Source organism: Enterococcus sp. DIV1375a (assembly GCF_051712205.1).
Classification (GTDB): Bacteria; Bacillota; Bacilli; order Lactobacillales; family Enterococcaceae; genus Enterococcus; species Enterococcus faecalis.
The window spans coordinates 1596440-1621909 of the sequence record NZ_JBIOOM010000001.1 but is presented as its reverse complement, the minus strand read 5'-3'; the positions used below and the strand labels follow the sequence as shown (position 1 = coordinate 1621909).

At 35.3% G+C, this 25470-nt stretch carries 33 protein-coding genes, 1 other RNA gene and 1 pseudogene; 31 read left to right on the top strand and 4 right to left on the bottom strand.

Annotated elements, in window-relative coordinates; genetic code table 11:
* Positions 1–37: 37 nt before the first annotated feature.
* Positions 38–1194, bottom strand: a protein-coding gene (locus IGJ63_RS07965; protein ID WP_438745968.1) for an IS3 family transposase whose coding sequence is annotated in 2 segments (ribosomal slippage) — positions 38–936 and positions 936–1194 — 1158 coding nt in all. Because the reading frame shifts where the segments join, the coding sequence is not laid out codon by codon here.
* A 99-nt stretch (positions 1195–1293) separates the two neighbouring features.
* Here IGJ63_RS07965 and IGJ63_RS07960 point away from each other — a divergent pair.
* The 31 genes and pseudogenes from IGJ63_RS07960 (at position 1294) to IGJ63_RS07810 (ending at position 23998) form a co-directional block, all read left to right on the top strand.
* Entirely contained in the window at positions 1294–1614 is a 321-nt protein-coding gene (locus IGJ63_RS07960; RefSeq protein WP_078127061.1) for a hypothetical protein, read from the top strand.
* Between the two features lie 335 nt (positions 1615–1949).
* Positions 1950–2573 (top strand): capsid assembly scaffolding protein Gp46 family protein, encoded by a 624-nt coding sequence (locus tag IGJ63_RS07955; protein WP_010820917.1) that lies wholly within the window; start codon positions 1950–1952, stop codon positions 2571–2573.
* A gap of 13 nt (positions 2574–2586) precedes the next feature.
* A complete protein-coding gene (locus IGJ63_RS07950) occupies positions 2587–3474 on the top strand; it encodes an SU10 major capsid protein (RefSeq protein WP_202454484.1) in 888 nt (295 codons plus the stop codon).
* Between the two features lie 28 nt (positions 3475–3502).
* Positions 3503–3685, top strand: a complete 183-nt coding sequence (locus IGJ63_RS07945; RefSeq protein ID WP_438746206.1) for a hypothetical protein — start codon at positions 3503–3505, stop codon at positions 3683–3685.
* 13 nt (positions 3686–3698) lie between these two features.
* Complete coding sequence (locus IGJ63_RS07940; protein ID WP_231433024.1) at positions 3699–4043, top strand: hypothetical protein; 345 nt, start codon at positions 3699–3701, stop codon at positions 4041–4043.
* Positions 4040–4408: a hypothetical protein gene (locus tag IGJ63_RS07935; RefSeq protein ID WP_002407273.1), complete on the top strand. Its 369-nt coding sequence runs from the start codon at positions 4040–4042 to the stop codon at positions 4406–4408. The genes IGJ63_RS07940 and IGJ63_RS07935 overlap by 4 nt, the downstream gene beginning before the upstream one ends.
* Positions 4401–4799 carry an HK97 gp10 family phage protein gene (locus tag IGJ63_RS07930; protein ID WP_002357036.1) on the top strand — a complete coding sequence of 133 codons (399 nt, stop codon included), beginning with the start codon at positions 4401–4403 and terminating at the stop codon, positions 4797–4799. Before IGJ63_RS07935 ends, IGJ63_RS07930 begins: the two co-directional genes overlap by 8 nt.
* Before the next feature lie 2 nt (positions 4800–4801).
* Positions 4802–5176, top strand: a complete 375-nt coding sequence (locus IGJ63_RS07925; RefSeq protein ID WP_142956357.1) for a phage tail terminator family protein — start codon at positions 4802–4804, stop codon at positions 5174–5176.
* Entirely contained in the window at positions 5177–6025 is an 849-nt protein-coding gene (locus IGJ63_RS07920; RefSeq protein ID WP_231424515.1) for a major tail protein, read from the top strand.
* Positions 6026–6077: 52 nt separating this feature from the next.
* Entirely contained in the window at positions 6078–6428 is a 351-nt protein-coding gene (gene gpG, locus IGJ63_RS07915) for a phage tail assembly chaperone G (protein WP_438746203.1), read from the top strand.
* Positions 6429–6675: 247 nt separating this feature from the next.
* On the top strand, positions 6676–9573 hold the full coding sequence (locus IGJ63_RS07910; protein ID WP_438746630.1) for a tape measure protein: 2898 nt from the start codon (positions 6676–6678) through the stop codon (positions 9571–9573).
* Complete coding sequence (locus IGJ63_RS07905) at positions 9563–10297, top strand: hypothetical protein (RefSeq protein ID WP_002357042.1); 735 nt, start codon at positions 9563–9565, stop codon at positions 10295–10297. Before IGJ63_RS07910 ends, IGJ63_RS07905 begins: the two co-directional genes overlap by 11 nt.
* Entirely contained in the window at positions 10279–12993 is a 2715-nt protein-coding gene (locus IGJ63_RS07900) for a phage tail spike protein (RefSeq protein ID WP_438746201.1), read from the top strand. Before IGJ63_RS07905 ends, IGJ63_RS07900 begins: the two co-directional genes overlap by 19 nt.
* A 14-nt stretch (positions 12994–13007) precedes the next feature.
* Positions 13008–13886, top strand: coding sequence for a phage baseplate upper protein (locus tag IGJ63_RS07895; RefSeq protein ID WP_438746199.1), 879 nt, complete (start codon positions 13008–13010; stop codon positions 13884–13886).
* Positions 13879–14475: a hypothetical protein gene (locus IGJ63_RS07890; RefSeq protein WP_279446807.1), complete on the top strand. Its 597-nt coding sequence runs from the start codon at positions 13879–13881 to the stop codon at positions 14473–14475. Before IGJ63_RS07895 ends, IGJ63_RS07890 begins: the two co-directional genes overlap by 8 nt.
* Positions 14472–14759, top strand: coding sequence for a collagen-like protein (locus IGJ63_RS07885; protein WP_002357046.1), 288 nt, complete (start codon positions 14472–14474; stop codon positions 14757–14759). The genes IGJ63_RS07890 and IGJ63_RS07885 overlap by 4 nt, the downstream gene beginning before the upstream one ends.
* Positions 14759–15253 (top strand): hypothetical protein, encoded by a 495-nt coding sequence (locus IGJ63_RS07880; protein WP_438746196.1) that lies wholly within the window; start codon positions 14759–14761, stop codon positions 15251–15253. Before IGJ63_RS07885 ends, IGJ63_RS07880 begins: the two co-directional genes overlap by 1 nt.
* Positions 15254–15266: 13 nt before the next feature.
* Positions 15267–15503: pseudogene (locus tag IGJ63_RS07875) on the top strand (hypothetical protein); the annotation flags it as partial.
* A gap of 53 nt (positions 15504–15556) precedes the next feature.
* On the top strand, positions 15557–15682 hold the full coding sequence (locus tag IGJ63_RS07870; RefSeq protein ID WP_438746194.1) for a hypothetical protein: 126 nt from the start codon (positions 15557–15559) through the stop codon (positions 15680–15682).
* 35 nt (positions 15683–15717) lie between these two features.
* A complete protein-coding gene (locus tag IGJ63_RS07865; protein WP_438746192.1) occupies positions 15718–17133 on the top strand; it encodes a BppU family phage baseplate upper protein in 1416 nt (471 codons plus the stop codon).
* Between the two features lie 11 nt (positions 17134–17144).
* Complete coding sequence (locus IGJ63_RS07860) at positions 17145–17480, top strand: hypothetical protein (protein WP_438746190.1); 336 nt, start codon at positions 17145–17147, stop codon at positions 17478–17480.
* A complete protein-coding gene (locus IGJ63_RS07855) occupies positions 17467–17595 on the top strand; it encodes an XkdX family protein (RefSeq protein WP_438746188.1) in 129 nt (42 codons plus the stop codon). Before IGJ63_RS07860 ends, IGJ63_RS07855 begins: the two co-directional genes overlap by 14 nt.
* Before the next feature lie 15 nt (positions 17596–17610).
* Entirely contained in the window at positions 17611–17892 is a 282-nt protein-coding gene (locus IGJ63_RS07850; RefSeq protein ID WP_438746187.1) for a hypothetical protein, read from the top strand.
* Positions 17893–17938: 46 nt separating this feature from the next.
* Positions 17939–19198 (top strand): LysM peptidoglycan-binding domain-containing protein, encoded by a 1260-nt coding sequence (locus IGJ63_RS07845; RefSeq protein WP_438746185.1) that lies wholly within the window; start codon positions 17939–17941, stop codon positions 19196–19198.
* A 121-nt stretch (positions 19199–19319) separates the two neighbouring features.
* Entirely contained in the window at positions 19320–19790 is a 471-nt protein-coding gene (locus IGJ63_RS07840; RefSeq protein ID WP_438746183.1) for a GNAT family N-acetyltransferase, read from the top strand.
* A 75-nt stretch (positions 19791–19865) separates the two neighbouring features.
* Entirely contained in the window at positions 19866–20351 is a 486-nt protein-coding gene (locus IGJ63_RS07835; RefSeq protein ID WP_104669566.1) for a hypothetical protein, read from the top strand.
* A gap of 150 nt (positions 20352–20501) precedes the next feature.
* Positions 20502–20873 carry a type II secretion system protein gene (locus IGJ63_RS07830; protein ID WP_192444643.1) on the top strand — a complete coding sequence of 124 codons (372 nt, stop codon included), beginning with the start codon at positions 20502–20504 and terminating at the stop codon, positions 20871–20873.
* Positions 20863–21297 (top strand): competence type IV pilus minor pilin ComGF, encoded by a 435-nt coding sequence (comGF, locus tag IGJ63_RS07825; protein ID WP_002357060.1) that lies wholly within the window; start codon positions 20863–20865, stop codon positions 21295–21297. The genes IGJ63_RS07830 and comGF overlap by 11 nt, the downstream gene beginning before the upstream one ends.
* Positions 21297–21650 (top strand): competence type IV pilus minor pilin ComGG, encoded by a 354-nt coding sequence (gene comGG / locus IGJ63_RS07820; protein ID WP_010827543.1) that lies wholly within the window; start codon positions 21297–21299, stop codon positions 21648–21650. The genes comGF and comGG overlap by 1 nt, the downstream gene beginning before the upstream one ends.
* 128 nt (positions 21651–21778) lie before the next feature.
* Entirely contained in the window at positions 21779–22786 is a 1008-nt protein-coding gene (locus IGJ63_RS07815) for a class I SAM-dependent methyltransferase (protein WP_086280249.1), read from the top strand.
* 24 nt (positions 22787–22810) lie between these two features.
* Entirely contained in the window at positions 22811–23998 is a 1188-nt protein-coding gene (locus tag IGJ63_RS07810) for an acetate/propionate family kinase (protein WP_002357064.1), read from the top strand.
* Between the two features lie 111 nt (positions 23999–24109).
* On the opposite strand, the gene IGJ63_RS07805 is transcribed toward IGJ63_RS07810, so the two are convergent.
* The 3 genes from IGJ63_RS07805 to ssrS all read right to left on the bottom strand — a co-directional run bounded on the left by IGJ63_RS07805 (position 24110) and on the right by ssrS (position 25434).
* Positions 24110–24583 (bottom strand): universal stress protein, encoded by a 474-nt coding sequence (locus tag IGJ63_RS07805; protein WP_002357065.1) that lies wholly within the window; start codon positions 24581–24583, stop codon positions 24110–24112.
* 316 nt (positions 24584–24899) lie between these two features.
* Positions 24900–25178, bottom strand: a complete 279-nt coding sequence (locus IGJ63_RS07800; RefSeq protein WP_438746180.1) for a hypothetical protein — start codon at positions 25176–25178, stop codon at positions 24900–24902.
* A 62-nt stretch (positions 25179–25240) separates the two neighbouring features.
* Positions 25241–25434: non-coding RNA, 6S RNA (gene ssrS, locus IGJ63_RS07795), on the bottom strand.
* Positions 25435–25470 lie beyond the last annotated feature (36 nt).

Sequence of the window (25470 nt, the reverse complement as noted above, 5' to 3'; positions counted from 1 at the left end):
TAGATGTCAATAAAGTAGACACAAAAAGAGAAGATACTTAAAGACATTCAAAGTAAAGAGCCTCCTTTTCATTTGGTGTAAGCATATCTAATGTTCCGTGAGGACGTTTGGTGTTATAGAATCCTTCAATGTAAGCGAAACAAGCCAAACGTACTTCTTCGATTGAATGGAATGAACGGCGATTTAATTCTTCTTTTTTCATATATTTAAAAAAAGCTTCGGTAACGGCGTTATCCCACGGATAACCTGGTTTTGAAAGAGAATGGACAATCGGATGATGCTCTATAAACTTTCTAAATTCAAAAGAGGTATATTGAGACCCTTGATCTGTATGAAAAAGAACAGGATTCATTAATTTTCGAGAATGAAGTGCTTTTTCTAATGTTTGAATGGCTAGTTTTGTATCAATCGTTGATCCTACGGTCCAAGCAATTACTTTTCTAGAAAACAAATCTAAAACGACACACAAATACGCAAATGTTTTCTTCCCGATGGGGATATAAGAAAAATCACTTGTCCAAACTTGATTTGGTGCAGGTGGATTGAACGCTTGGTTTAGATGATTTGGCCGTGTCAAAGAAACCTTGTTTTTCCTTTTTTTGAAAACAGGCTTTACTGTAGACATTTTTGGGAGGTCCATTGCTTTCATCAAGCGATAAACACGACCAATACTAATCGAAATGCCATAATCACGCAAAAGAATCTGGCGGATTTTTGCAGCGCCAAGACGTTTTTGAGAAGAAGTATAAATTTCTAAAATCACTTTTCTTAGGTGTTGATTTTCTTTTGTTCTTGGGGCTACTTTTCCAGAAAAGCGTTTGTAATAAGTGGAACGATTGACTTTGAGTACACGACAGAGTGTAACAATACTGTGTTCATATCGAAGAATGTGTATGGCTTTTAATCGTTCGTCAAGCGAGGCGTGAATATGGCAATCGCTTTTTTTAGGATTAAATTTTCCTCCTCGAGTTGCGCATTTCGTTTTTGTAGCTGTTTGATTTGACGGGCCGTAAGGATCGTGTCATCGTCAATTTTTACTTCGGAATATTGTTTGACCCAACGAGCAATTGAAGAAAGAGCAATGCCGTACTCCTTAGCTAAAGCATTTTGAGTTTTACCACTTTCGTGAAGTTTTACAATGGATTTTTTAAACTCTTCGTCAAATTTACGTGGTGATTTTCTGTTATTTACCATATTAAAAATTCCTTTCAAAATTTCTGTCTATTTATTTAATAGTATACCAAAAAATGTGTCTACTTTATTAGGATACATGCATAGGAGAGGAGGATAGCAATGAAAGGATTATTCGAAGCAGTATTAAATCTAGAAGTTACGAATGGTACAGAAAAAGCCTATAAAAAAGCTTTTGAACAAGAAAACGAACGATACTTAACCAAACACACTTTGAGAGATGGCAACGGTAATATCGTCAAAGATGAGCTTAAATCAGTTTGGAGTGGTAATTATTGCCACGTTGATATTTTGTATTCTATACCAGGTAGAAAAAATAAATTAACTATTTCGATTGTGTCGAGAACTCTGCAAAATGTAAAAGATGCTGTCACTGATTATCAAATGCTTGGTGCTGAACTGGTCCATAAAAATTGGGAGTGATTTACTTTGAATAAAAAACCTGTTTTAACGATAGCGTTAAAACAAAAATTATACTGTCGGTATAGATTTTTTCAATTGTACTTCTTGAATATGTTTAACTATAAGAAGTTTTTGGAATTACAAGAATTCATTTTAGAAGAATTAGAAACGGATATAGAAAAATATTTTAAAGTTAAAGTGAAATAAAAAGTCTGACAAATGTTAGGCTTTTTATTTTGTCCGAAATGACGTTAAACTAGCGCAATGCTGGGCTTAATTGAATGGTGGGACGCAATAAATAAATCTAAAGCAATGCGGGGCGATTAGTCGAATCGTGGGGCGAAAGGAGAAACAAAATGAAACCAAACCTATTACCAATGGATTTACAAATGTTTGCTGAGGGAGAAGGTGCTACAGACTTCACTTTCGATGATTTTAAGGCATTTGTAGAATCAAACGAAGAAGCACAAAAATTTGTACAATCACAGTCACAATCAGCTGCAGATAAACAATTAGAAGCTTGGAAACAAAATAATCTTGAAAAAATCAAGGAAACAACAATCAAGGAGTATGAAGAATCTAAGAAAAATAAAACTCCTGAACAAATTAAATTAGAAGAATTACAGGCTGAATTTGAAGCTGAAAAGGCATTACGTGTGACTAGTGATAATAAAGCTTTTGTTGCAGAAAAAATTGCTGGCTTAGATTGGGATGGAGATTTGAAAGATTCTATTTCTCAATTTATGTTAAATAATCTTGTTAGTTCAGATACTGAATTTACTAAGAAGGCTGTAGAAGGTTTTACAGAACTTTTGGAAGCAATAAATGATAAGCATGCAGAAGCTATTAAAAATGTAGAAATGACTAAAGCTTTTGGTAATAAATCGCAACAAACCAACATGGGAACTGGTAATCAAACAAAATCGTTTGAAAATCCAGAGGCAGCATTAGGACAAAAATTACAAGCATTTATCGATTAGGAGGAAACTACAAATGAAAAAAAGTTCATTAAATAATCTTGAGTATTTAGATATTTCACAGGAAGTTAACGCATTACAAGTTCCAAACACACCATTTTTAAGCTATTTGTTAGGCGCAGGCAAAGTTGAAGCTGCCAAGTCAACTGAGATTAAATGGCGAGAATATGGCATGAATAATGATGATTCATCTGCTCAATTAGAAGGCGGAGAATACGCAGATGCGGAATCTGATCGTACATGGTTTAACAACTATACTGAAATTTTCAGAAAATCAACTTCTGTATCTGGCACATTAGATGCTATTAATGTAGATGGTGTAGGAAATGAATTGAATAGCCAAGTAGCTCTTCGTGCTACAGAAATGAAAATTGACTTAAATCGTAAATTGATTGTTGGTGTAAAGGCTGATGAATCTGGTTCTAAAGGTCGTCAGATGAACGGAATTTTAAATTTGATTAGCTCAACGAATAAAGTCGAAACAGCAGCTTCGGGGGCAGTAACAAGAAAAGATATTGATGCCTTATTTAAAACAATGTTCCAAAAAGGATACATGGGCGAAAAATTATGTTTAGTAGCACCTGATATGCAAGAATTAATGACTGATCAGTTGGATGAAAAATCAACAAAAATTGTGCAATTTGGCGATAAACTTACTTTTGGATTGCAACTTGGAAATATTGTCTCAAATTACGGTTCAGGAATTGCGTTAATTGAACCTAATTTACCTAATGGAACAATCGCAGCTATTGATACTAATTATGTAAAATTACGTCCATTACGTGAATGGCGTGCGGAAGAATTAGCAAAAACAACAGATTCAAGACGGATTGGATTAGTTGGTGAGTATTCAATTGAATACAAAGCTTCTAATTCTGGAGCAATCTTGAATTTGAAAGCCTAAAATATAATAACAAAGGAGGAAATTAAAAATGGCAACAACAAAAAAAGAAGTAACTTATCGTGTACTTGACAAGAAAAACTTTGTGGGCTTTATGCATCCTAAAACAAAAAAATTTATCACAGCAAACGAAAATAATGAATTTATAGTTTCAGAAGACGATAAAGAAGCTATTGAAATATTAGAACGTGCTGCAGATATTTTTAAAGTTTAGGTAATGATGCTTTATGGTTGATGAAAAAAAAGAAGAAATCGTTGAGAAAATTCAATTGATGCTACCTAACGCTTCTGAAGATAGGATTTTGTCTGTTTTAAACCTTGTTATCTTTGAAATCAATTCTTACAATACTTGTAAAATTGATATTGCTTGGGACGAGTTTGAACCACTTATAATTGAGGTTATCTATAAAGCTTTAAAAAACGAAATGGATAAGTCTGTAGCTAGTGTAAAACGTGGTGATACATCAATTAGTTATGTAGTTGAATCAAAAGACATACAATCACTTATGAAGAACTATAGCAGTGCCATTAAACGTATTTTAGGCTGTGATAGCGGGGTGTTTTTCTATTGAATGAAGCAGAAGTTTTAGCAGCTACTTATTTTGATACCTGTGTTATTGAGCGAATAAGTGATATTGAAAATGTGGAAAGCGGAATTACTGAACAAGTTTATTTTCCAATTCATGATGGCAAGTTACCCTGTGCTTTCTCTCAAGGAAGTATGGGAAACTTACCTGTAATAGAAAACAAAGAAGCGTTTAATATCTCTTATGAAGAACAAAAACTTTTTTTAGAACCTAATATAAAAGTTAAAAAAGGAGATAGAATAACTATTACTCAAGGTACAGGTCAAAAACATGTGTTATTTTCAAAAAAACCTTTTTATTATCCAAGCCATATAGAAGTAGTGCTATCAGGAAGTGCAATTGATGAGTAAAAGCGATCTTAGAATGAAATCAAATGCTGATAAAGTTATTGCAAATTTAAAGAAAATGACACCCATTGCTGAAAAAGAAGGTGCTGCAATGGTGAATGATTCGTTAGCTAAAATTTATCAGTTAATTGTACCTATGACACCAATTAAATCGGGTGATTTAAGACGAGGTTATCGAATCATTAAAGCTAGAAAGCTGTCTAGTGGTCGTATCGTGGGAGCATTGATTAATAATGAAAAATATTTTAGATATGTAAACGATGGCCACCGAACAAAAAATGGCGGATTTGTTAAAGGCAGATTTATGTTGCAAAAATCTAATAAATTAGCTAATGCAACATATATTCCGAAACGATTTAAACAAATGGCGATTATCATTGTTAAGAAAGGATAGATATGTACGATAAAATTTTAAAAATACTTACTGACACAATAAAACAGTTCTCGAATGCGCCTATCTATCTTGATGATGTAATGCAATCGTCAGAACCGTTTTATTTTGTGTTAAGTCTTGAAGAGAGTCTGACTGATAATGTAGGTCAAAACGTTCAAAATAAAGCATACAATGTTGATATTGCACTGGTTGATAGTAAGAAAGATAAACAATTAGTAACAAGCCTAACAGAAAGCTGTGGGGCTTTTTTTAATGTGTTGAATTTGGACGGAAATGAATTGTTTCCAGAAGATTATCAAACGTTTAAAACAGACGGAATTCAACATATCAATTTTAATGTTGCGTTCCCACAATTAATTGAATGGAGTGAAAAATAGATGGCAAAAAAGAAAAATGTAAGTGTCATTTCTGTAGAGAAGCCAACGTGGTTCCCGCTAACAGACGAAACGGGCGCTTTTCCAGTTTACGGAGCGCCAATTACAATCGGTACTGCTGTAAGTATCAAACCAGATGTTACAACAGAAACAACGCCTGACTATGGCGATAGTGTAGTTCAAGATCAGTATGTTGCATTTGGTGGAGCAGAAGTTACTTTAGAAACAAACGGCTACCAAAATGAAGTTTTAGCTGAAATTACAGGGGGAAAAAAATTAAAGGGTGGCGTATTGCGGTCTGCGGATGATATTGCATCAGATGGCGCATTTGCTTATCGTCGCCGAAAATCGAACGGTAAATATCGCTATACGATTTTCTATAAAGGAAAATTTGCTTTAACATCTGATGAAACATCTACATTAGAAGGAAGTTCAGTATCTTATACCCATCCAGAATGGACGGGGTCTTTCGTTGATGTTCCAGGGTTGGGTTATATGTATTCCGTGGATGAAGACGATGAAGGTGTTGACTTAGAGATGATTAAAAACTGGTTTACTGAGGTAATGGATCCACGTAAAGAAAATACTACTGCTGTTACTGGTGTAACTTTAGACCAAACAGAGTTAAATTTAAAAGTTGGCCAAACAGCAACCTTAACACCGACAATTACACCAGATAACGCCTCAAATAAAAAATATCAGTTCCGTTCAGAAAGCGAGTCTATTGGAACTGTAACACCAATTCAAGGGAAGGTTACTGCTGTAGGAGAAGGGACAACGAAAATCGTAGTCACAACAGAAGATGGTAACTTTACTGCAGAATGTACATTACATGTAACAACAGCAGATTAAAAATAACAATTTAGGACGACCTTGTCGTCCTATTTTATATGGAGGAATTAAAATGGCAAGTAAATTTCAACAAAAAATTAAATTAATGATTAAAGATGGTAGCAAATATGTTACAAAACAATTCACGTCGGCAGAATTTTTACCAGGTTCAGTCATGGATACAGGAACTGATTTACAAATCAGGTTAGAAGAAGCAACAAAAACAAATGATATGGAAGCAATTCGTCCTATTTTAAGAGAATGCTATGACTTTATTGCTGACGTTATTTTTGAAGGACAGTTTACTGGACAAGAATATATTGACGGTATGGATGCTCGTGAATTATTGAAAATTACAGGTCAATTGTTAGGTTCTGTTACTTCTGGTTATGATGCAATTTATTCTGAACAGAAAAAAAAGTAACGGAACTTTTATATCATCCTCATTTTAAGTACACGCCACAATATCGAGAAGCAGAACTAAAAAGTTCGCTTCTTGAGAATGGGTGGACTTTAAACGAGATCGAAAATACAGATTTAAACGAGCTTTTGAAAATTTACGCATTTAAAGATGCTGTAGAAGAATTTGAAAATATCAAATATCTTGATGAAAATACTATGTTCTAAGAGGGAGGGGGTACTTTTTGAACAATGAAGACTTAGTCTTAAAAATGATACTGGATGAATCTGGCTTTTCACAAGGATTAAATTCAGCAGTAAAAAAGTTACAAGGCTTTGATGTTGAAGTTGATAGAACAGGACAAAAAGGTGGCCGATCTCTTGGGAACATATGGACGTCGTTTGTTGGTAACTTTTTAGCTAGCGGAGCTACTAAAATCATTTCAAAAGGAATTGGGCTGATTACCAGTAATATTGACGGAGCTATTAATCGTGTAGATACGTTAAACAACGCAAATCGCGTATTTGAAAATATGGGCTTTTCAGCTGGCGAAACATCAAAAACAATGGATAGCTTAAAGAAGAGTATCCAAGGGTTGCCTACGCCGTTAGATAGCGCTATTAAAGGTGTTCAATTAATCGCTTCGTCTACAAACGATTTAGGGAAGTCAGAACAGATTTTCGCAGCTTTAAATAACGGTATCCTCGGTTTTGGTGGTTCTGCTGAAATGGTAGACAATGCTATTATCCAGCTGTCTCAATCGTTCTCAAATGGTAAAGTAGATGCGCAAACTTGGAACTCAATGATTAACAGTGGTTTGGGGCCAGCTCTAAACGCACTAGCTAAACAGATGGGATTAACAGCTGGTCAGATGAAAGAAGGTCTCTCCGATGGTTCAATTTCAGTTGAAGAATTCCAAGATGCTTTAATCAAATTAAATAAAGAAGGCGGTGGCGGTCTTAAATCATTAGAACAGATTGCTAAAGATTCTACCGCTGGTATTAAAACAGGTTTAGCTAACATGAAGACTGCAATCGTTCGCGGCGTGGCCAACGTTGTTACTAAAATTGACGAAGGATTAAAAAGTGCAGGTTTTGGAAGTATTAGTGAAATCATTGCTGACAAAGGGGCAAAAATGGAAGCAGCTTTATCTAAGTTTGCTGAAATGATTCCTCCAATGATAAAGACAGTTAAAACATTGTATGATACGTTAAAGCCTTTTGCACCGCTACTTGCGGGTTTAGCGGGTAGCATTGGGACGTTAATGCTTGCTAAAAAAGTAAGTGCAGCATTTACAGCTTGGCAAAAAGCAACAGAAGGACTATCAATTGCGCAAGCGATACTTAATTCAACAATGTTAGCAAATCCTTTTGTCGCTATTCTAGCTGCAGTTGTAGGTTTAGTTACAGGATTTATTTATCTTTGGAAGACTAACGAAGGGTTTAGGGATGCTGTTAAAAATATTTGGAAAAATATACAAGAATTTATTTCTAGTGCTGCAGAAACGGTTGTGAAAGCTTGGGATTCCACAATGGAATTTTTCAGTAACATGTGGGATGGCACAAAAGAGGCTTTTTCGAATGCTGGCACATGGATGAAAGAAGCACCTGGAAATGCAGCCGACTGGGTTAAAAATAAGTGGAACGGTACCAAGGAATTTTTCAGTGGACTTTGGAATTCAACAAAAGAAGGCTCAAAAAATACATGGGAAAATATTAAACAAAGTGCTGCCGATAGTGCTAAAAACATTGGAGAAAGCTTTAAAAATGGATTTGATAATATCAAAAATTGGTTTAAAGGAATTGGCGAATCTATTTCAGAAGTATTTTCTACCGCATTTAATTTTGTGTGGAAGTACATTGGACCTTTAGTTACAGGTGTTAAAAATGCTTTTCTTCATATGTCTTTATTTTTGAAAAATTTGTGGGAAAATCTTGTAAATATTGGAAAAAATTTATTTACTATATTGAAGAATGTAATATTAGCTCCTATTCTTTTTGTAACTTCTATGATCACTGGCGGTTGGGAAGAAGCAAAAGAAAACATGTTAGCTGTTTGGGATAATATTACAGAAGCCGCTTCTGAAATATGGAATTCAATCACTTCAATTATCAGTAATTATTTGCTCAATGCGAAAATGGCAGTACTTAACATATGGATTGGACTGAAAACATCTGTAATTACTATATGGACAGATTTATCACTTAAAGCTAGCGAAATATGGAATAATATTACCACTTTCTTTATTCAAACATGGGAGAATATCAAACAAGCTTCATTGCAAGCTTGGGAAAACCTGAAACAAACAACAATGGATACTTGGGAAGGGTTGAAAACTTGGTTTTTTACTACTATTGAGAATATAAAGAATGGTGTAATTGATGGTTGGAATAGCTTAAAACAAGGCACAGTTGATACATTTAACGCAACTGTTCAATGGTCAAAAGATACCTGGAATAATTTTAAACAGTGGATTGTTGATCTTGTGACAGGTATAAAAGATGGTATCATTAGCGGTTGGGAAAACTTAAAACAGGGAACAGTTAATATTTTCAACAATTTGGTACAAGGTGCTAAAAATGCGTGGAATAATCTTAAAAGAAGCGTTAGTGATACAGTTGAAAATGTGAAGCAAACCTTTAATGATATGCGCCATATCGATTTATTTGAAATTGGTAAAAATATTATCCAAGGATTAGTTAACGGTATTGGTTCAATGATTGGTGCTGTGAATAAAAAAATTAAAGAAGTTGCTGGTAATATTAAAGAAAAAATCAAAGGTGCTTTAGGCATTCATTCACCTTCAAGATGGATGCGGGATATGATTGGTAAAAATATTGTATTAGGTGTTGTAGCTGGTATTAACCAAGAAAAAGGAACGCTTGACAAATCAGTGAAAAAAATGACCGATTTACCAACAGAGTTACCAAATTTTTCTACTACTGGCAGATATATCAACCAACAAGGAGCTCAAACAGAAAGCTTAGCTAAAAATAAAGGTAATGCTACGACTAATATTGGCGGTGATACTTTCAATATCAATATACAAGCTATGGGAAAATTAAATGAAAAACAATTAATGGATATGGCTAAAGACCTCGTTAAGTATATTCAAATTGTTAAAAATAGAGATAGTGATGCAACGGGGGGTGCTTTTGGTGGAATTTAAAAGAGGACAGTTTTTTCTTAATGGAAAACATAGTTCTGAATTCAATGTATTTATGAGAGAAAGACCTGAACGACTTTCTGCAGGACGTGTGGTAGAGCTTAGGGAGCGAATGGGTAATGATTCAATAGCCGTTGATTTTGCATATTATAAAAATGTAGAACGTACCATTACATGCTATGCGAAAGCAAATACTTTACAAGAAGTTTCTTTTTTAGAAGATGAAATTTCCTTTTGGCTCGATATGGGAAATTATTCTGATTTTATTGTCTATTTTGATGAGCATTATATTTATCAGGCGATTGTAACGAGTCCACCAAAATTTACAGGAACAAGAAAAAGCGGGGTTTTAATTCCTTTTGAATTTACTGTAAGTATCCGACCTTTTAAGAAAAATCGTATTGGCCAATATTGGATAAGTAATCCTAATCAGTTAATCAATACAGAAAAATATCCTTCAGAACCCATTATTCAGATTTTGGGGTCTGGGGATATTTCTTTTTTTATCAATAATCAATCATATTCATTAAAAGCAATTAACGGTGACATCATTATAGATTCAGAAAAACAAGAAGCTTATAGAAAATCAGGTGGAGCATTTGAAATCTTGGATCATAAAACACTTTTTAAAGATTATCCGATTTTAAAATGTGGAGAGAATAATTTTCGCTGGACTGGTAAAGTAACAGAGTTTAAGGTTCAGCCGAATTGGAGGCGAAAGGTTTGATTCCAGTTATTTTTAAACCTGGAGAAAAAGATTTTTCAACAAATGGATTAGGACGTCTTGTTGATGCGACACGTTGCGAAATCACTGAAGAAGCAAACGGAAAATATGAACTAGAAATGGACTATCCAGCGATTAGCAGATTTAGTGATTATTTCGAAAATGGCTATCAAATTAAAGCAAAGCCAAATGACTTAGAAGAATACCACATTTTTGAGATCAAACAAACGTTTAAAGATACTTTTACTAATAGCATTGTTATTTATGCCCAATCTCGTACTTATAAGCTAGGAAACAGACAAGTGAGGCTAGTAACAGTTGATAATCGTAATGGTGCAGAAGCAATGAAATTAATCGAACAGAACATGGACGAACCTTGTGATATCAAACTATATTCTGATATAAATACAGCTTCTAGCACTACATTTGAAGCTAGAAATGTATTGAATTGTATTGCAGGGGAACAAGGTTCTCTACTTCAATACTGGGGCGGAGAAATAAAACGAGAGCCTTTTAAATTATCTTTGCTAAGGCGTAGAGGACGAGATAACGTTGGAACTGTTCGTTATGGTAAAGATTTAAAAGGATTAACCATTAAATTTGATTGGCAATCAATTGTTACTAAAGTTTTGCCATTTGCAGAGCTCCAAAGTAGAGCAGACGGAACTTCTCAACGGATTTATGGAAATGCAGTTAAAAGCGAATATATCAGTAAGTATCCTGATGTTTACGCTCAATACATCCAGTTTACTGAAGATCAAGGAGTAAAAGATTTAGCTAGCTTAAATAAAGTGGCAAGTAAATACTTCACTACATTATATCCAGGAAGTGATAAGCCTAAAGTTTCTATTGAATTAGAAATTGAGAAACTTACAGATTCAGAAGAAGCAAAAGAATTTGCTAAGATGCGTAACTATAATTTATTCGATACATTCACTGTGTACCACAAGCTTTATGATATTGACATTCAAACGAAAGTTACAGGAATTGTCTATGATGCTTTAGCAGAAAAAACAATAAAAATCACTGCGGGAGATATCCAAGTTGCTTTTTATAAACAGCAAAGTCAAGACTTTCAAGAAGCTATAAAAACATTGACAAAAAAAGAGTATATGAGTGATTTTGTAGATTATATTACTGATTTGATTAACGGTGTTGAAGGCGGAAGTATACGTCAGTATCCTAAAAATCGACCTAACACCCATTATTACTTAGATACGGAATCCACGGATACTGCAAAAGATGTGATTGCAATTAATCACAAAGGAATTGGATTCTCAAGAACTGGTTGGAAAGGTCCATTTAAAAATGCGTGGGGAATTAATGGAATATTGAATGCCGACTTTATAGGAGCTGGCAAAATAAAATCCAATATTTTTGAAACATCATTTAATAGCTGTGGAGATATTTTACGTATGGTAAATGGTACTTTACAAGCTTGGAATAACAAGAAAAAAATCATGGAATTAACTAAAAAAGGGATGGAGTTTTGGGATGGTTCTAATCACGTTGGCACAATGGGTACAAAAGGAAACCCTTTTCCTGAATTAAACGATGTTAACGGAAATCCAGTCGTTACAGATGGTAAATCGTTATTGCTTGTTGGAGATAGTCCTAAAAATATTATCGGTTTATCTAATCAAAAAAGTACTGGCTTGTTAATAGCAGGAACGAATCAATGGCATCTGGCCAATCATATTTATTTTATCGGTAAAGATGGAAATCCTTCTACGTTACACGTAGATAAGATTTTTATTAAAGGACAAGAAGTTATTCCAGGAAGCGGTACTGGTGGAACTGGTAGCGGTACACCTCCAGAATTGACTACTGAAAAAGAGAAAAACGCTTGGGCAGTTTGGCAGTTCTTAAAATCTAAAGGTTATAGCGAACAAGCAACTGCAGGTATTTTAGGAAATATGGAACAAGAATCAGGCATTATGCCAGACATTGACGAAGGCGGTGGCGGTCCTGGCTATGGTTTAGTTCAGTGGACATCACCTGTAGCTGGTGAAAGTGGTCGTGCATATGTTCAACGTTTATTGGCACAAGCTGGTATTAGTGGTGACTATCGAAACATTAATACGCAACTTCAATTACTGGACTGGCATATGCACAACGGTCAGTATATTCCTACTTCTGCTTATCCATATTCCGTTGCACAATTTAAAGCATTAACAGATATAGGAACAGCTACGATGGCGTTTGAAGCCAACTTTGAGCGACCAGCAGTTACACATCCAGAACGTATTGATATGGCCATTTACTGGTATAACAAATTGCATGGGTTGCAACCAAGCAATCCAACGTGGATGAATCCTGTACGATCTAGCTATACGATTACGCAAGAGTGGGATCAAATTGGCTGGGGAACGAACGTTATTCATGGCGGAATCGATATTGCTTCAGTTCCTGCTGGAAGTACGCCCCCTGTTTATGTGGCACGTAGTGGTACAGTAGAAACCGTTACTTACGACGGAACAGGTGGAAATTATGTTGTGATTAAACATGACGATGGTTATTGGACGTATTACGGTCATTTAAATTCTGTTGATCTATCAGTTGGAGCTAGAGTAACAACGAATTCACGTGTTGGAATTATGGGGGCAACAGGCTTAGCTTCTGGTGTTCATCTTCACTTTGAAGTGTGGAAAGGCGCACAATGGCAACGAATCAATCCACGTGATGTAATTAATTTTTAGAAAGGAGTGCACAAATGGTTAAATGGCAAGCAACGCTAAGTACAACCGAACACAACTATGTCGGTATTATTAATGTACGGCAAGGGAATAAGAACACAGAAGTCTTAGAAGTAACTATTACAGAAAATTCTTTGCTGTTAGATTTAACAGACGGTAAAGTTTTTTTTGAATCACATATTGATAATAAATTTCCGATTCAACGACCAACAAAAATCATAAATGCTAAAAAAGGGATTATTCAGTATACGTTTGACGAATATTCTATGCAGTCGTTACACAGACAAGAAGCTTATTTTAGTATTTATAAAGGCGACGATTTAATCGGCACAACGCAGAATTTTTCTTATTTTGTAATAAATGCTGCTTCTAAAACAGAAGGTGAAATGGGTTCTTATTGGCAATCCATTGAAGATTTAATCGCAGACATGACCGCTTTTATCAACGAAAATAAAGGCGATTTTACTGATTGGATGAATGCCAGAAAAGAAGAGTTTGAAGCGTGGCGAGATGCGCAAAAAACAGATTTCACTTCATGGTTCGAATCAATCAAAGATATTTTAAAAACGATTGATCCTGGCGGTACGATGTTAGCCGAGCTAATGGATGCACGTGTAGACATTCAAGGAGTGCGCCATAATTCAATTTCTGAACGTCTATTGGCAGATATGGAATATTTGTATCAGAAATTAGAGAAACGCTTATATACGTTAGAATATGGCGAAATAAGTGACTTGATTATTTTACAAGATGATGCTTTTTCACTGAATCATGAAACAGAAATTGTTGGAACAGTTGATTATCCTGCGATAGATGGGGCATTGGTTATCGCAACAGTTGATGAAACAAAACAGAATGCTTATGTGTTTGAAAAAGTGGGTGAAATAAGTGGTTAAAGCAAAACGAATGATGGAAACCGATGAAAATGGCGTGGAACGTCAGTTTTATCCTATTACACATGCATCCGCTGTTCGAGGATTAGAAAAAATTATTGCGGGTCAATCAAAAGTATTATCTGTTAATGGATATACTGGGGCAGTAATTATCACTAAAGCAGATCTAGGCTTAGAAAATGCACTGACAGAACTTCCTTATGCGACAGAAGAAACAGACGGCATTATCACTGCTGAAATGTTTCAACGATTGTCAAATGGCGAGGGAGGCGTGTATATTCTTCCAATCGCTACCACAGACGAACTGGGCGGAATAAAGGTTGGCCAACTGTTAGAAATTGCAGAAGACGGAACGTTGTCTGCGGTAAAGCAAACAGATCAAAATTTCACCACTGAACTAAAATTGAAACTGGAAGAGTTGAAAGGTTATACTGCTGGAGCGAATATTTCTATTTCAGAAGATGGTGTTATTTCAGCAACTGGTGGTGGCGATGGCGGCGGAGTGAATCAACAATATGTTGACCAAAAAGTTCAAGAAGCCATTGACAGAATACCTGATATTACGTTTGAGAGAGTAGGGGAAGTTGAATGACAGATATTGTTAAAGTAAAACAAGGAGGAACACAGGTATTTCCTCAAACACATTGGAATGCTGTGGAAGGGAAACCAGAAGTATTAAAAGGTGAAAAGGGAGACCCAGGTCCACAAGGTCCAAAAGGAGATAAAGGAGACGTTGGTCCGCAAGGTCCAGCAGGGCAAAACGCAACAACGACAGACGTTGCAACCTCAATAAAAAATGGCTTGATGTCTAAAGAAGATAAAACAAAACTAGATGGATTGCCAGCAATTACGTTTGAAAAGGTAGGGGAAGTGTAATGACAACAGATATTGTTCAATTAAAAGAAAAAGGAAAACCAATTTATCTTAAAACACATACTGCCGCAATTGATGGGCTTGAATCGTATCCAACTAAAGTAGATACGGATAAAATGTATCAAAAAATTACCAAAAAAGAGCCATTATGGACGGGCGGATGGTATGGCGGAGCTTCGGGAAACGGTAATGTTCCTTCTAAGCCGCTTTCACAGTGCGAGAACGGGTGGATTTTCCAATGGCAAGAATATAAAAAAGACGGTACATTAAACGGTGCATGTTATCACTTTTTCTTAGTACCTAAACAGCATGTGCAGAATCCAGGTTCTGGAGGAGTTGTTTTTCTTTTACATGGATACAACGCTAATAGTTTAGTGCGGAAATATTTATATGTTAAGGATACTAAAATTACAGGTAATGATATAAATGCCTCTTCTAGTGATACAGCTGGTTCAGGTAGTAAACTGTTTGCGTTAAGTGCGATTTATGAATACTAGGAGGAAATAGAACATGAAAATTTGGATTGATGATATTCAAGGGTATTTAGACGGATATTCCACAATGGAACAACCGAATAAGATTGAACTTGAAGTAGAAAAAGAACCAACAGATTTCTTTAATTATCGTTGGGACGGAACAAGCTTAATTTATGATCCTGACAATGTGCCAGAACCAGAGCCCGCACCACCAACCGACATTGAGGTATTACAAGCCGAAAATGCGGAATTGAAAAAACAAGTATCTGAATTAACGGATTCTATGTTGTTCTTATCTGAACAAGTATTAGGAGGGGCTGAATAATGGAGGGACTTTGTCAAATTTGGGCAAAAGCAATTTCAGAAAAAACAAAGAAAATAAGTGATTGCCCAAAAGCGCTAGTTAAACGAGTAAAAGAAATCTTAAAAGAGCAAGAAGCAGCTGAATAGCTTCTTGCTTTTCTTTTTGGAAAGGAGGGAGTTTTGTGTCTCATAATAAAATTGGTCAACTAAAGGTGCGAACTTCTGTAGCGAATTATCATGATATAGAAACAAACTATATTTTTTATAGCTATGATAAAGGTTCAGTTGCTTTCGATTTTCGTTTGAAAAATCAAAAAAATGAAGCATTGGATTTAACCAATGTTACGGTAAAACTTTTATTTACAGGAGTGCAAGATGGCGAAGAACGAAAATTCACTTATTTAGATAGCCAACCAGTTATAGAAAATCCGAAAGAAGGAAGAATCCTTTATCCTTTACCAGATAAGCTTTTAAGCTATGAAGGAGAAATTAAAGGATACTTGTATTTAGATTTTGAAGATGGTTCGCATAGTGATGAATTGTCGTTTACTTTTACTGTTGTACGTTCAAAAATTGATGAAACGTTAGAAGAAGTCAATGATATTTATATCAAAGACTTTGAACAAGTAAGAAATGAAGTGTTTGAAGTAGCTAAGCGTGAAAAAGAAGCTATCGAAGCGTTAAGACCAGAACTAGAAGAAAGCCTTGTGCAATTAAATGAACAAGTTGAATCGCTTGGCCAAAAAGTAGCAGTCAATGAAGTAGAAACAAACCGTTTACTACAATTGATAGAAAATAATGGCGTATTATCAAAAGAAGAATTTATTTTAGCTTTAGCACGTGGCTATTTCGAATTTGAGAAAGAGCTGAACTTTCAGGGGAAAATTGTTGGAAGCATGGTAGAAAATCCTAATAATGCAACAGACAATATTCTTTTAAGAGAAGGCGACCCGATGCCGACACCGAATGATTCACTTAAAGATATGAGTAGTAATCCAACCCCTGAGAACGCTAAAGCTGTTCAAGCATTCAATGGTACTGGTTTTGTGAGTATTTCGATGGCTGGTTGGGGAAATGACAATTATCATCCTTTTGTAAGAATCCAATGGGATGTTGTAGAAACAATACGTCGATGGTTAGGAGAAGAATACTATCTTAGCTTTCAGGCTGAAACGATGGAGCAACGTGTTAAATTTGTAGAAAAAGGCCTTTGGTCCATTACGCCGTTAAATGAAGCTTATGCCAGTCATTATGATGAAACGAAAAAAGATTGGTTTGGTGGAATTTCTGTTTTATGGTATGACAATGCCAAAAAAACATGGAATGAGTTTGGCAGAAATGAAGAGAGAAAACGTAAAGTAATGACACAAACAATCGATAAGCACGAAACAAGTCAATTCTTAGATAATAAAGGGCGAGTAAATATCTTGTTATTTGGAGATAAAGCGAATAGGATGGGGCTTAATTACAGCAAAGCGACATTAAAAATCACGTATCGTATTTATCTATCAGACATTCTTTATTACAAACGAGACCCTACAATTGCACGGATGCAAACGCAGATACAACAATTGTGGGATAAAGTATTCAAACAATAGGAGGAAAAAAGATGTCAAAAGAAACAAAAACAGTCTATAAAGTAGTTGGTCAAACTTATGAAGAGTGGGGCGCCCCAAAAGATTCGGTGGTATCACGACCATTTACGGAGGTTGAACCACCAAAAGGACCAGATGTCATGATTGCAGGCTTTGACTGGGAAACAAATCAATGGATTTGGGTACGTGGTGTTCCTTACGATTTATACGTTCGCTCTAATCAGATTGCAGCGAATACAATGAAAGAAGTGACTAAATTAAGAAGTTTAGTTGAACGTATTCAAGACGTTGTTTTTCCAAAAGAAGAAATAACTATCACAGAAGGAGCGATGCCAGATGTATCCAACTAAAGAAGATATTCAATTTTTCTATGAAATGGGCATGTACACTAAGTCCGATATTGAAAATTTTGTACAACAAGGTTGTTTAACCGAAAAAGAAGCGAAAGAAATTCTCACTGAATAGAAAGAAGATGAGAATGTGAAAGGAATCGATCAGATTTTTGCGAAGCTAGTCACGATTGACGGGCTTATTTTTTTACCGTTAACGGTGATTTTAGTCGGAGTAATCCTTTTTTCAGCATGGCGTTTAAATGGTTATTATCGAACCGAATTAAAAGAGGAACGAGAAAGCGCCAAACAGGACCGACGAGAGTTTTTAGCTACGTTAAGTGAAATAAAAAATGAATTAATCAATACACGTTCAGATGTAAAACGGATTGATGACAAAGTAAATGAAATTGAGCGAGAAGTACGAAAATAATTTCGTGCTTCTTTTCTTTATGAAATTTTATAAAGAGGTGGTTTTTATGAAGAAATTTTTGACGTTGATTATTTTGACGTTGGTAGCAGTTACTCCTTTAAATGTATTTGCTGCAAAAGGAGATCAAGGTGTGGATTGGGCGATTTACCAAGGCGAACAAGGTCGCTTTGGCTATGCACACGACAAATTTGCTATCGCTCAAATTGGTGGCTACAATGCTAGTGGGATTTATGAGCAGTATACTTATAAATCACAAGTAGCGAGTGCTATTGCACAAGGTAAACGTGCGCATACCTATATTTGGTATGACACTTGGGGAAACATGGACATTGCGAAAACAACAATGGATTATTTCTTGCCACGTATTCAAACACCTAAAAATTCCATTGTTGCTTTAGACTTTGAGCATGGCGCTAGTTCTGATGTAAACGCAAATACGGAAACAATCCTATATGGTATGCGTCGTATTAAACAAGCAGGTTACACGCCAATGTATTATAGCTACAAGCCTTTTACGTTGCAGTATGTGGACTATCAGCGAATTATTAAAGAGTTCCCTAATTCTTTATGGATTGCTGCCTATCCTAGCTATGAAGTAACGCCAGAACCATTGTATGCATATTTCCCAAGTATGGATGGTGTTGGAATTTGGCAATTTACATCCACTTATATTGCTGGTGGGTTAGATGGTAACGTAGACTTAACAGGTATTACTGATAACGGGTATACTGCAACTGACAAACCAGAAACCGAAACTCCAGCAATTGATGCAGGTGAAGAAGTCGAAAATACGCCAAGTTCCGATGTTAAAGTTGGCGATACGGTCAAAGTGAAATTTAACGTAGATGCTTGGGCTACAGGAGAAGCTATTCCAGATTGGGTAAAAGGAAACAGCTACAAAGTGCAAGAAGTAACTGGAAGCAGAGTATTGCTTGAAGGTATCTTGTCATGGATCAGTAAAGGCGATATTGAGCTATTGCCAGATGCAACAATTGTTCCCGATAAGCAGCCAGAATCTACTCACGTAGTTCAATATGGTGAAACGTTATCAAGCATTGCATATCAACATGGTACTGATTATCAAACTTTAGCTTCACTAAATGGATTGACAAATCCTAATCTGATTTATCCTGGCCAAGTTTTGAAAGTCAATGGATTGGCAACAAGTAATGTTTACACAGTCCAATGTGGGGATAATTTATCTAGCATTGCAGCTAAGCTTGGAACGACTTATCAAGCTTTAGCTCAACGAAACGGACTAGCAAATCCTAACTTGATTTATCCTGGTCAAACGTTGATCTATTAAGAAATAAGTAAAAGACCTACTTCTCTTTGTGAGAGGTAGGTCTTTTTTTGTTTTGGTATTATAATATATAACGTAAAGATAATTAGTACTTTATTCAAAATAAGATGGGAGATAATGATTGATGTTAACAAAAGAAATAATTGAAAATTTTGGATATCCAGAATCTTTGAAAGGAATGGATTTAGTTTATTGTTTTGACGATGAATTAGGAGATGAAGAAATAATGGGAAGGGAATGTCATTGCAAAAAGACTAGCGTAAAATTCTTTTTGTACAACCCTAAGAATCGTGATACTGTGTTTACTATGGACTTTTATTTGAAAGAATGTCACAAAAAAAGCCTGTTCAATCCAATTCAAATTGATGAACCCATTGCATATTTACAGCATATAGGAACAAATACAAGCTATAGAGGTAGAGGCATCGCTTCTTATTATGCGGAAAAATTAGTCGAGTTTTGTGAAAATAACGGGCGTAAGTTTTTACTACTAGATATAGCACCAAGTGAAAAAAATCAAGGACTCGACGCTATACAACTAGAAAAATTTTATAAAAGCAAGGAAACAGATAAAGTTAAAATATGTTTTGTATAAGTGATTTATTTAATAATAAATGTTGAAAAATAGAACGAACGTTCGTATAATGTTTCTGATAGGAGAGTGTATCAGATGGTGAGACGAACGAAAAAAGAGTTTAAACCGTATAACAATTATGTTGACCGTCCTTTTGAGTTAAAATGGCCTACAGCTTTTCCATTAGGAGAGTTGACAGAAGCAATAAAGAGTACTGATGAATATCATGCTCGAAATATTGAGAGGCTGCCTCAACAATCCCAAAAGCAAATAGAATATTTTTTGGATCGTTCAATCAAACAAAATAAGGTACTAGAAATTCAGCTGAACTCATTAGATGAATATGATCGTGTAAAACCACATGTTTTTGGTGTTTTCCGTGGGATGGCAGAATTCGATGTTGTGCTGATTGGTGAACAAGAAATCGATTTTTACGATATAAGATATATCCAGATTCATAATTTCACGAAATGGAGTGAAGAACATGTGATAGAAGAAAATCCATTCGAGGAAGAACAAGAACACTGCGAAACGATAGATGAATTTGTGGACGAATATTTCAATGATGAGTGGATAGAATAATTAAAAACGCAAAAGCTCTGCTTCTCAGTTACGGGAAGTAGAGCTTTTTTTGCATTCTATTTTTACCACAAAATTTACCACAGATTTGCGGTATTATTTACATATCTTAGATTATTAAAAATGAAAAAACAGCTATTTAATGCGTATTGTATGATGTTTTTGTTCCTTAAATTGTTATGGAATTTCAGATGGGGAGTGGCAAATATACGAAGAAAATTAACTATTTATAGTGGTTTTATTTTATTAGAGAGTCTCGTTAGTTTTAGTGTTGTATGTGTGGTAGCAGGGATATTCTCCCTGACTATTACACAATTAATTCAGCAAAATTATCAACGGGAGCAACAATTAACGCGTACTCGTCTAGGATACGAAGCAATTTTATTTTTAGAGCAGACGGGTGATTTACGTTTCAAAGAGCGGATATATCAAGGAGAAACTTACCGATTTTCTTTGATGGAGAACGAGGGAAGAAGGATACTAAAAGTCACAGATTCAAGAGGAGCGATTTTGATTGGTGAATAAAAAATATGCGGGTTTTACGATGTTAGAGTGTTTAGTGGCACTAGTCGTTTTAAGTTGTATGTGTCAATTGTTTCAGTTGATGATTCAACAAAGTTTTATCGGAAATCAATATTTGAAAAACAATGATTCGAAATCCTGGCATATTTTTTTAATTCAATTAGAAAAAGAATGTCAAAAGCTCGTTTTCCAAACAGGCTCTGCTCAAGAGATTTCTTTCCTCGACTCAGAAACAAACAAGACTATTTCAATTCAAATCAAAGAAGATAAAATTATTAAGCGAGTCAATGGTAAAGGCTATCAACCGCTGTTAATTGGTATCAAAAATGGCCAGTTTAAAAATGAAGGACAATCGTTTACTTTGGAAGTTACTTTTACTTCTGGAAAAACATTTGATAGTTTTTTTCCGATAAAGGGAGAATTTTAATGAAGCAAAAATATTCAGGAAACTTATTGTTCACGGCCATGGCCTTTGTTTATTTGATGAGTTTTCTCGCCCTTCAGTTACTAGAAGAACGTCAGTTAACACAAAAATTTACGCAAGCTACCCAGGAATACTATGCAGGGAAAAGTATCCTTCATTTATTTCTTGCAGATGTTAAACAAAATAGACGAAAGTTAAAAACAGAAGAAAAGCTCATGTACGAGCAAGTAACCCTCGATTATACATACAAAAATGAACAATTAAGAATAACTGTTTTATTAAACAAATCTGGTCGAAAATACCAATATCAAGAGAGAGTTTCTCATCAAAAAAAAGCGGAAACAATGCTGGAATAGCGTTGTTTTTCTACAAATTATTAGATTTTAGAAGAAAGACAGTAAAGGCATTGATTATTCTTTCTTTTTTCGTTAAAATAAAACAGGTATGGAAGTTGTTACATTTTGAATAGAATAGAGGTGCTAATTTGTTCCCAGAAAAAATTGAAGAGGCTTTCGAGCCAATGGAACAAGCAATCCAGTTATTGCAACAGTCATTGGATACTTCTTTTTTAGATGCGTATATTGAAAATGGTGAAAATATTTTAGATGATTTTCAAGTACGAGTACTTGACGGAGTACCTAATCCAGAGACAGTGAAACAATTAGAAACGCTGTATCATACGATTAAAAATATTGATTTAGCTCCTGAAGATGTGCGACGCTTGTCCCAATTACTTTTGTTAAAAGGAACGAGAAAAGAGCAGCTTCAAGCAAATCATCAATTGACGCCAGACGGTATTGGCTTTTTGTTTGTTTATTTAGTAGAACAATTAACAAATAAATCAGAGCCATTAAAAATTTTAGATCTTGCTTCAGGAATGGGAAATTTACTGTTAACGGTTCTGCTGAACCTTGAAACAGCTGGTTACAAAGTTTCTGGTTATGGTGTGGATATTGATGAAACACTTTTGGCAGTATCTTCTGTGAACAATGCTTGGTCACAAGCCAATATTCAGTTGTTCCATCAAGACGGATTGCAAGATTTGTTATTGGATCCAGTTGATTTAGCATTAAGTGACTTGCCGATTGGCTATTATCCAAATGATGAGCGAGCAAAGGGATTTGCTGCTGCTGCTGAGGAAGGCCATAGTTATGCGCATCATTTATTAATGGAGCAAGCTATGAAATACGTGAAGCCAGCAGGGTTTGGCTTATTCTTAATCCCGACCAATATTTTAGAGACTGAGCAAAGTGAATTCTTTAAAAATTGGTTGACAAAAAATGTCTATTTACAAGGAATGATACAGTTACCTGATGAATTGTTTAAGTCAGAACAATCACGTAAAAGTATCTTGCTTGTTCAAAACAAGGGTGCAGATGCTGAGCAAGTGAAGGAAGTTTTGTTAGCAAAACTTGCCTCTTTGAAAGATATCAATAAAGTAACGGAGTTCTTTAAACAATTTGAAGCTTGGAAAGCTTCAAATTTAAAATAAAATAGTAACGAAGAGGAGAAAATTATGTCTAAAACAATTGCAATTAATGCAGGTAGTTCAAGTTTAAAATGGCAATTATACCAAATGCCAAATGAAGAAGTGATCGCTAAAGGAATCGTTGAACGTATTGGCTTAAAAGATTCTATCTTCACAATTAAATATGGTGAAGGACAAAAATATGAAGTAATTGTTGATATTGATAACCATGAAGTGGCAGTAAAAATGTTACTAGACCAATTAATCGACTTAAACATTTTAGGTTCTTATGATGAAATTACTGGTGTTGGTCACCGTGTAGTTGCTGGTGGAGAAGAATTTAAAGATTCTGTTGTTATTACAGACGAAGTATTAGAAAAAATTGAAGCTTTATCTGAATTAGCACCTTTACACAACCCAGCGAATGCAATGGGAATTAAAGCATTTAAACATATCTTACCAGAAATCATTAGCGTGGCAGTCTTTGATACGTCGTTCCACACAACAATGCCAGAACACAACTATTTATATAGTGTACCGCGTGAATATTATGAAAAATTTGCTGCACGTAAATATGGGGCACATGGAACAAGTCATCGTTATGTCTCTCAACGTGCTGCAGAAATGTTAGGACGTCCAATTGAAGACTTGAAAATTATCACTTGTCACTTAGGAAATGGTGCTTCAATCACTGCAGTTGATGGTGGTAAATCAGTCGATACATCAATGGGCTTCACTCCTCTTGCTGGCGTTACAATGGGGACTCGTTCAGGGGATGTTGATGCGTCACTATTGCCTTATTTAATGACAAAACTTGGCTTGACTGATGTACAAGACATGGTTGATATTTTAAACAAAAAATCTGGTTTATTAGGTTTAACAAATGGTTTATCAAGCGACATGCGCGATATTCAATCAAACCTAGATAAACCTGAAGTTCAAACAGCATACAACATTTTTATCGATCGTATTCGTAAATACATTGGTAGCTATGTCACTGTTATGAATGGCGTTGATGCGATTGTCTTTACTGCTGGAATCGGTGAAAATGCAGTTGGCGTTCGTAAAGATATTATTGATGGCATGACTTGGTTTGGTTGTGAAATCGATGATGACAAAAATAATGTACACGGTGAAGAAGCAGTTATCTCAACTGATGATTCAAAAATCAAGCTTCTATTAGTACCAACTGACGAAGAGTTAATGATTGCCCGTGACGTAGAACGTCTAAAATAATTAAACGAACACACCTTGTGAGACGCTCTCACAAGGTGTGCTTAATAGGTAAATAAGAAAAAACTGAGCCAACTATCAAAAGTGATAGTTGGCTCAGTTTCTTTTTATTTTTTATTTTTCTTCATTTTTTGGTAATTTGTTGTCTAAATCCGTCCGTACAACGAGAACATCGCAACTAGCGTTACGGATAACTGATTCAGAGACAGAGCCAATAAATAAACGCTCAACGGCATTTAATCCAGTTGCTCCTAACATAATTAAATCAATGTTGTATTCTTTTGGTAATTCTTTGGCAATAATGTTCTTAGGAGAACCATAGGCTAGAACGCTAGAGACTTTTGTTTGTCCCATATCCACCGCTTGTTGTTGGTAGGTGTCTAAGGTTTCTTTTGCCATTGACATTGCTTCTTCTGCTAGCGCACCATCAAAAGAGGACACTGATTGGAAAGAGCGCGTATCAACAACATGTGCTAATAGTAATTCAGCATCGTTTCGTTTAGCGACGTTGACCGCTTTTTTAAAGGCTAAGTCTGCTTCGTCAGAACCATCGATTGCTATCATAATTTTTTGATATTGTTGTAACATAATAACCGCTCCTTTCAGCGTAAAAAAAATCATTAATTGTTTCTATAATAATTGTAAAACAAATAAAGAAAAAAAGAAACTGAAACCGCTTCTTTTTTTTCTGAATATTGGCATTTTTTTGTAAAAAAAGAGGTCGGAATAGAAGCGTTTAACTCCGAGAAATAAGAAGGGATTTCCGAAAATTGTTCTTTAATTTTTGGAGAATTCCGGCTTATTTCCGAAGGAGTTGCTTCTGTTCCCGCCGTTTATCAGTTTTTGAGCGTGGAGCAAAAATCCAAAGTGATTTTTGTCCCACGCTCTTTAAATTCATCGTCTTTTATGACATTTTTTTTGCAAAAGTTAAACTAAACAACGTTGAAAGTAATAAAACAAAAAAGATAAAACCAATTGACAATAACGGGCGATTAAAAATAGCCGCTAGAACACCTAGAATGGCGATAATCAAGTAATAACGCCCAAAACGTTCGATAAACTGTTGACTTTCTATTGCAGTTTCTTTTTTTAAGAGTGGTAAAAAAGCTGCACTTTTCTTCATCAAATAATAACTGGCTACGCCTGTGACAACGGCGAGTAATAGTACGAGTATACGAATCATCTTGTCCTCCAAAAAAAAAACAACTTGCCAGAGCAAATTGTTTAGAAATCTTCATAAAAATGGTAAAATCCGTCGATGCCGGTAATCGTCCTAGAGTATTGAACCCGCAAGATAAGCAGGTGGGTTCCTCGATCGCAGTATTGAACTACCAAAAGAAAAGGCATGTTACCAACTTTGATACAAGCAGGATCCCTAGATATCAATAAAAATGTTCGGTCAACACAGTGAAAGGACAACGCGTACATCACAGATTTACCATCTTTATAATAGCATACTCTCTCAAAATCGGCAA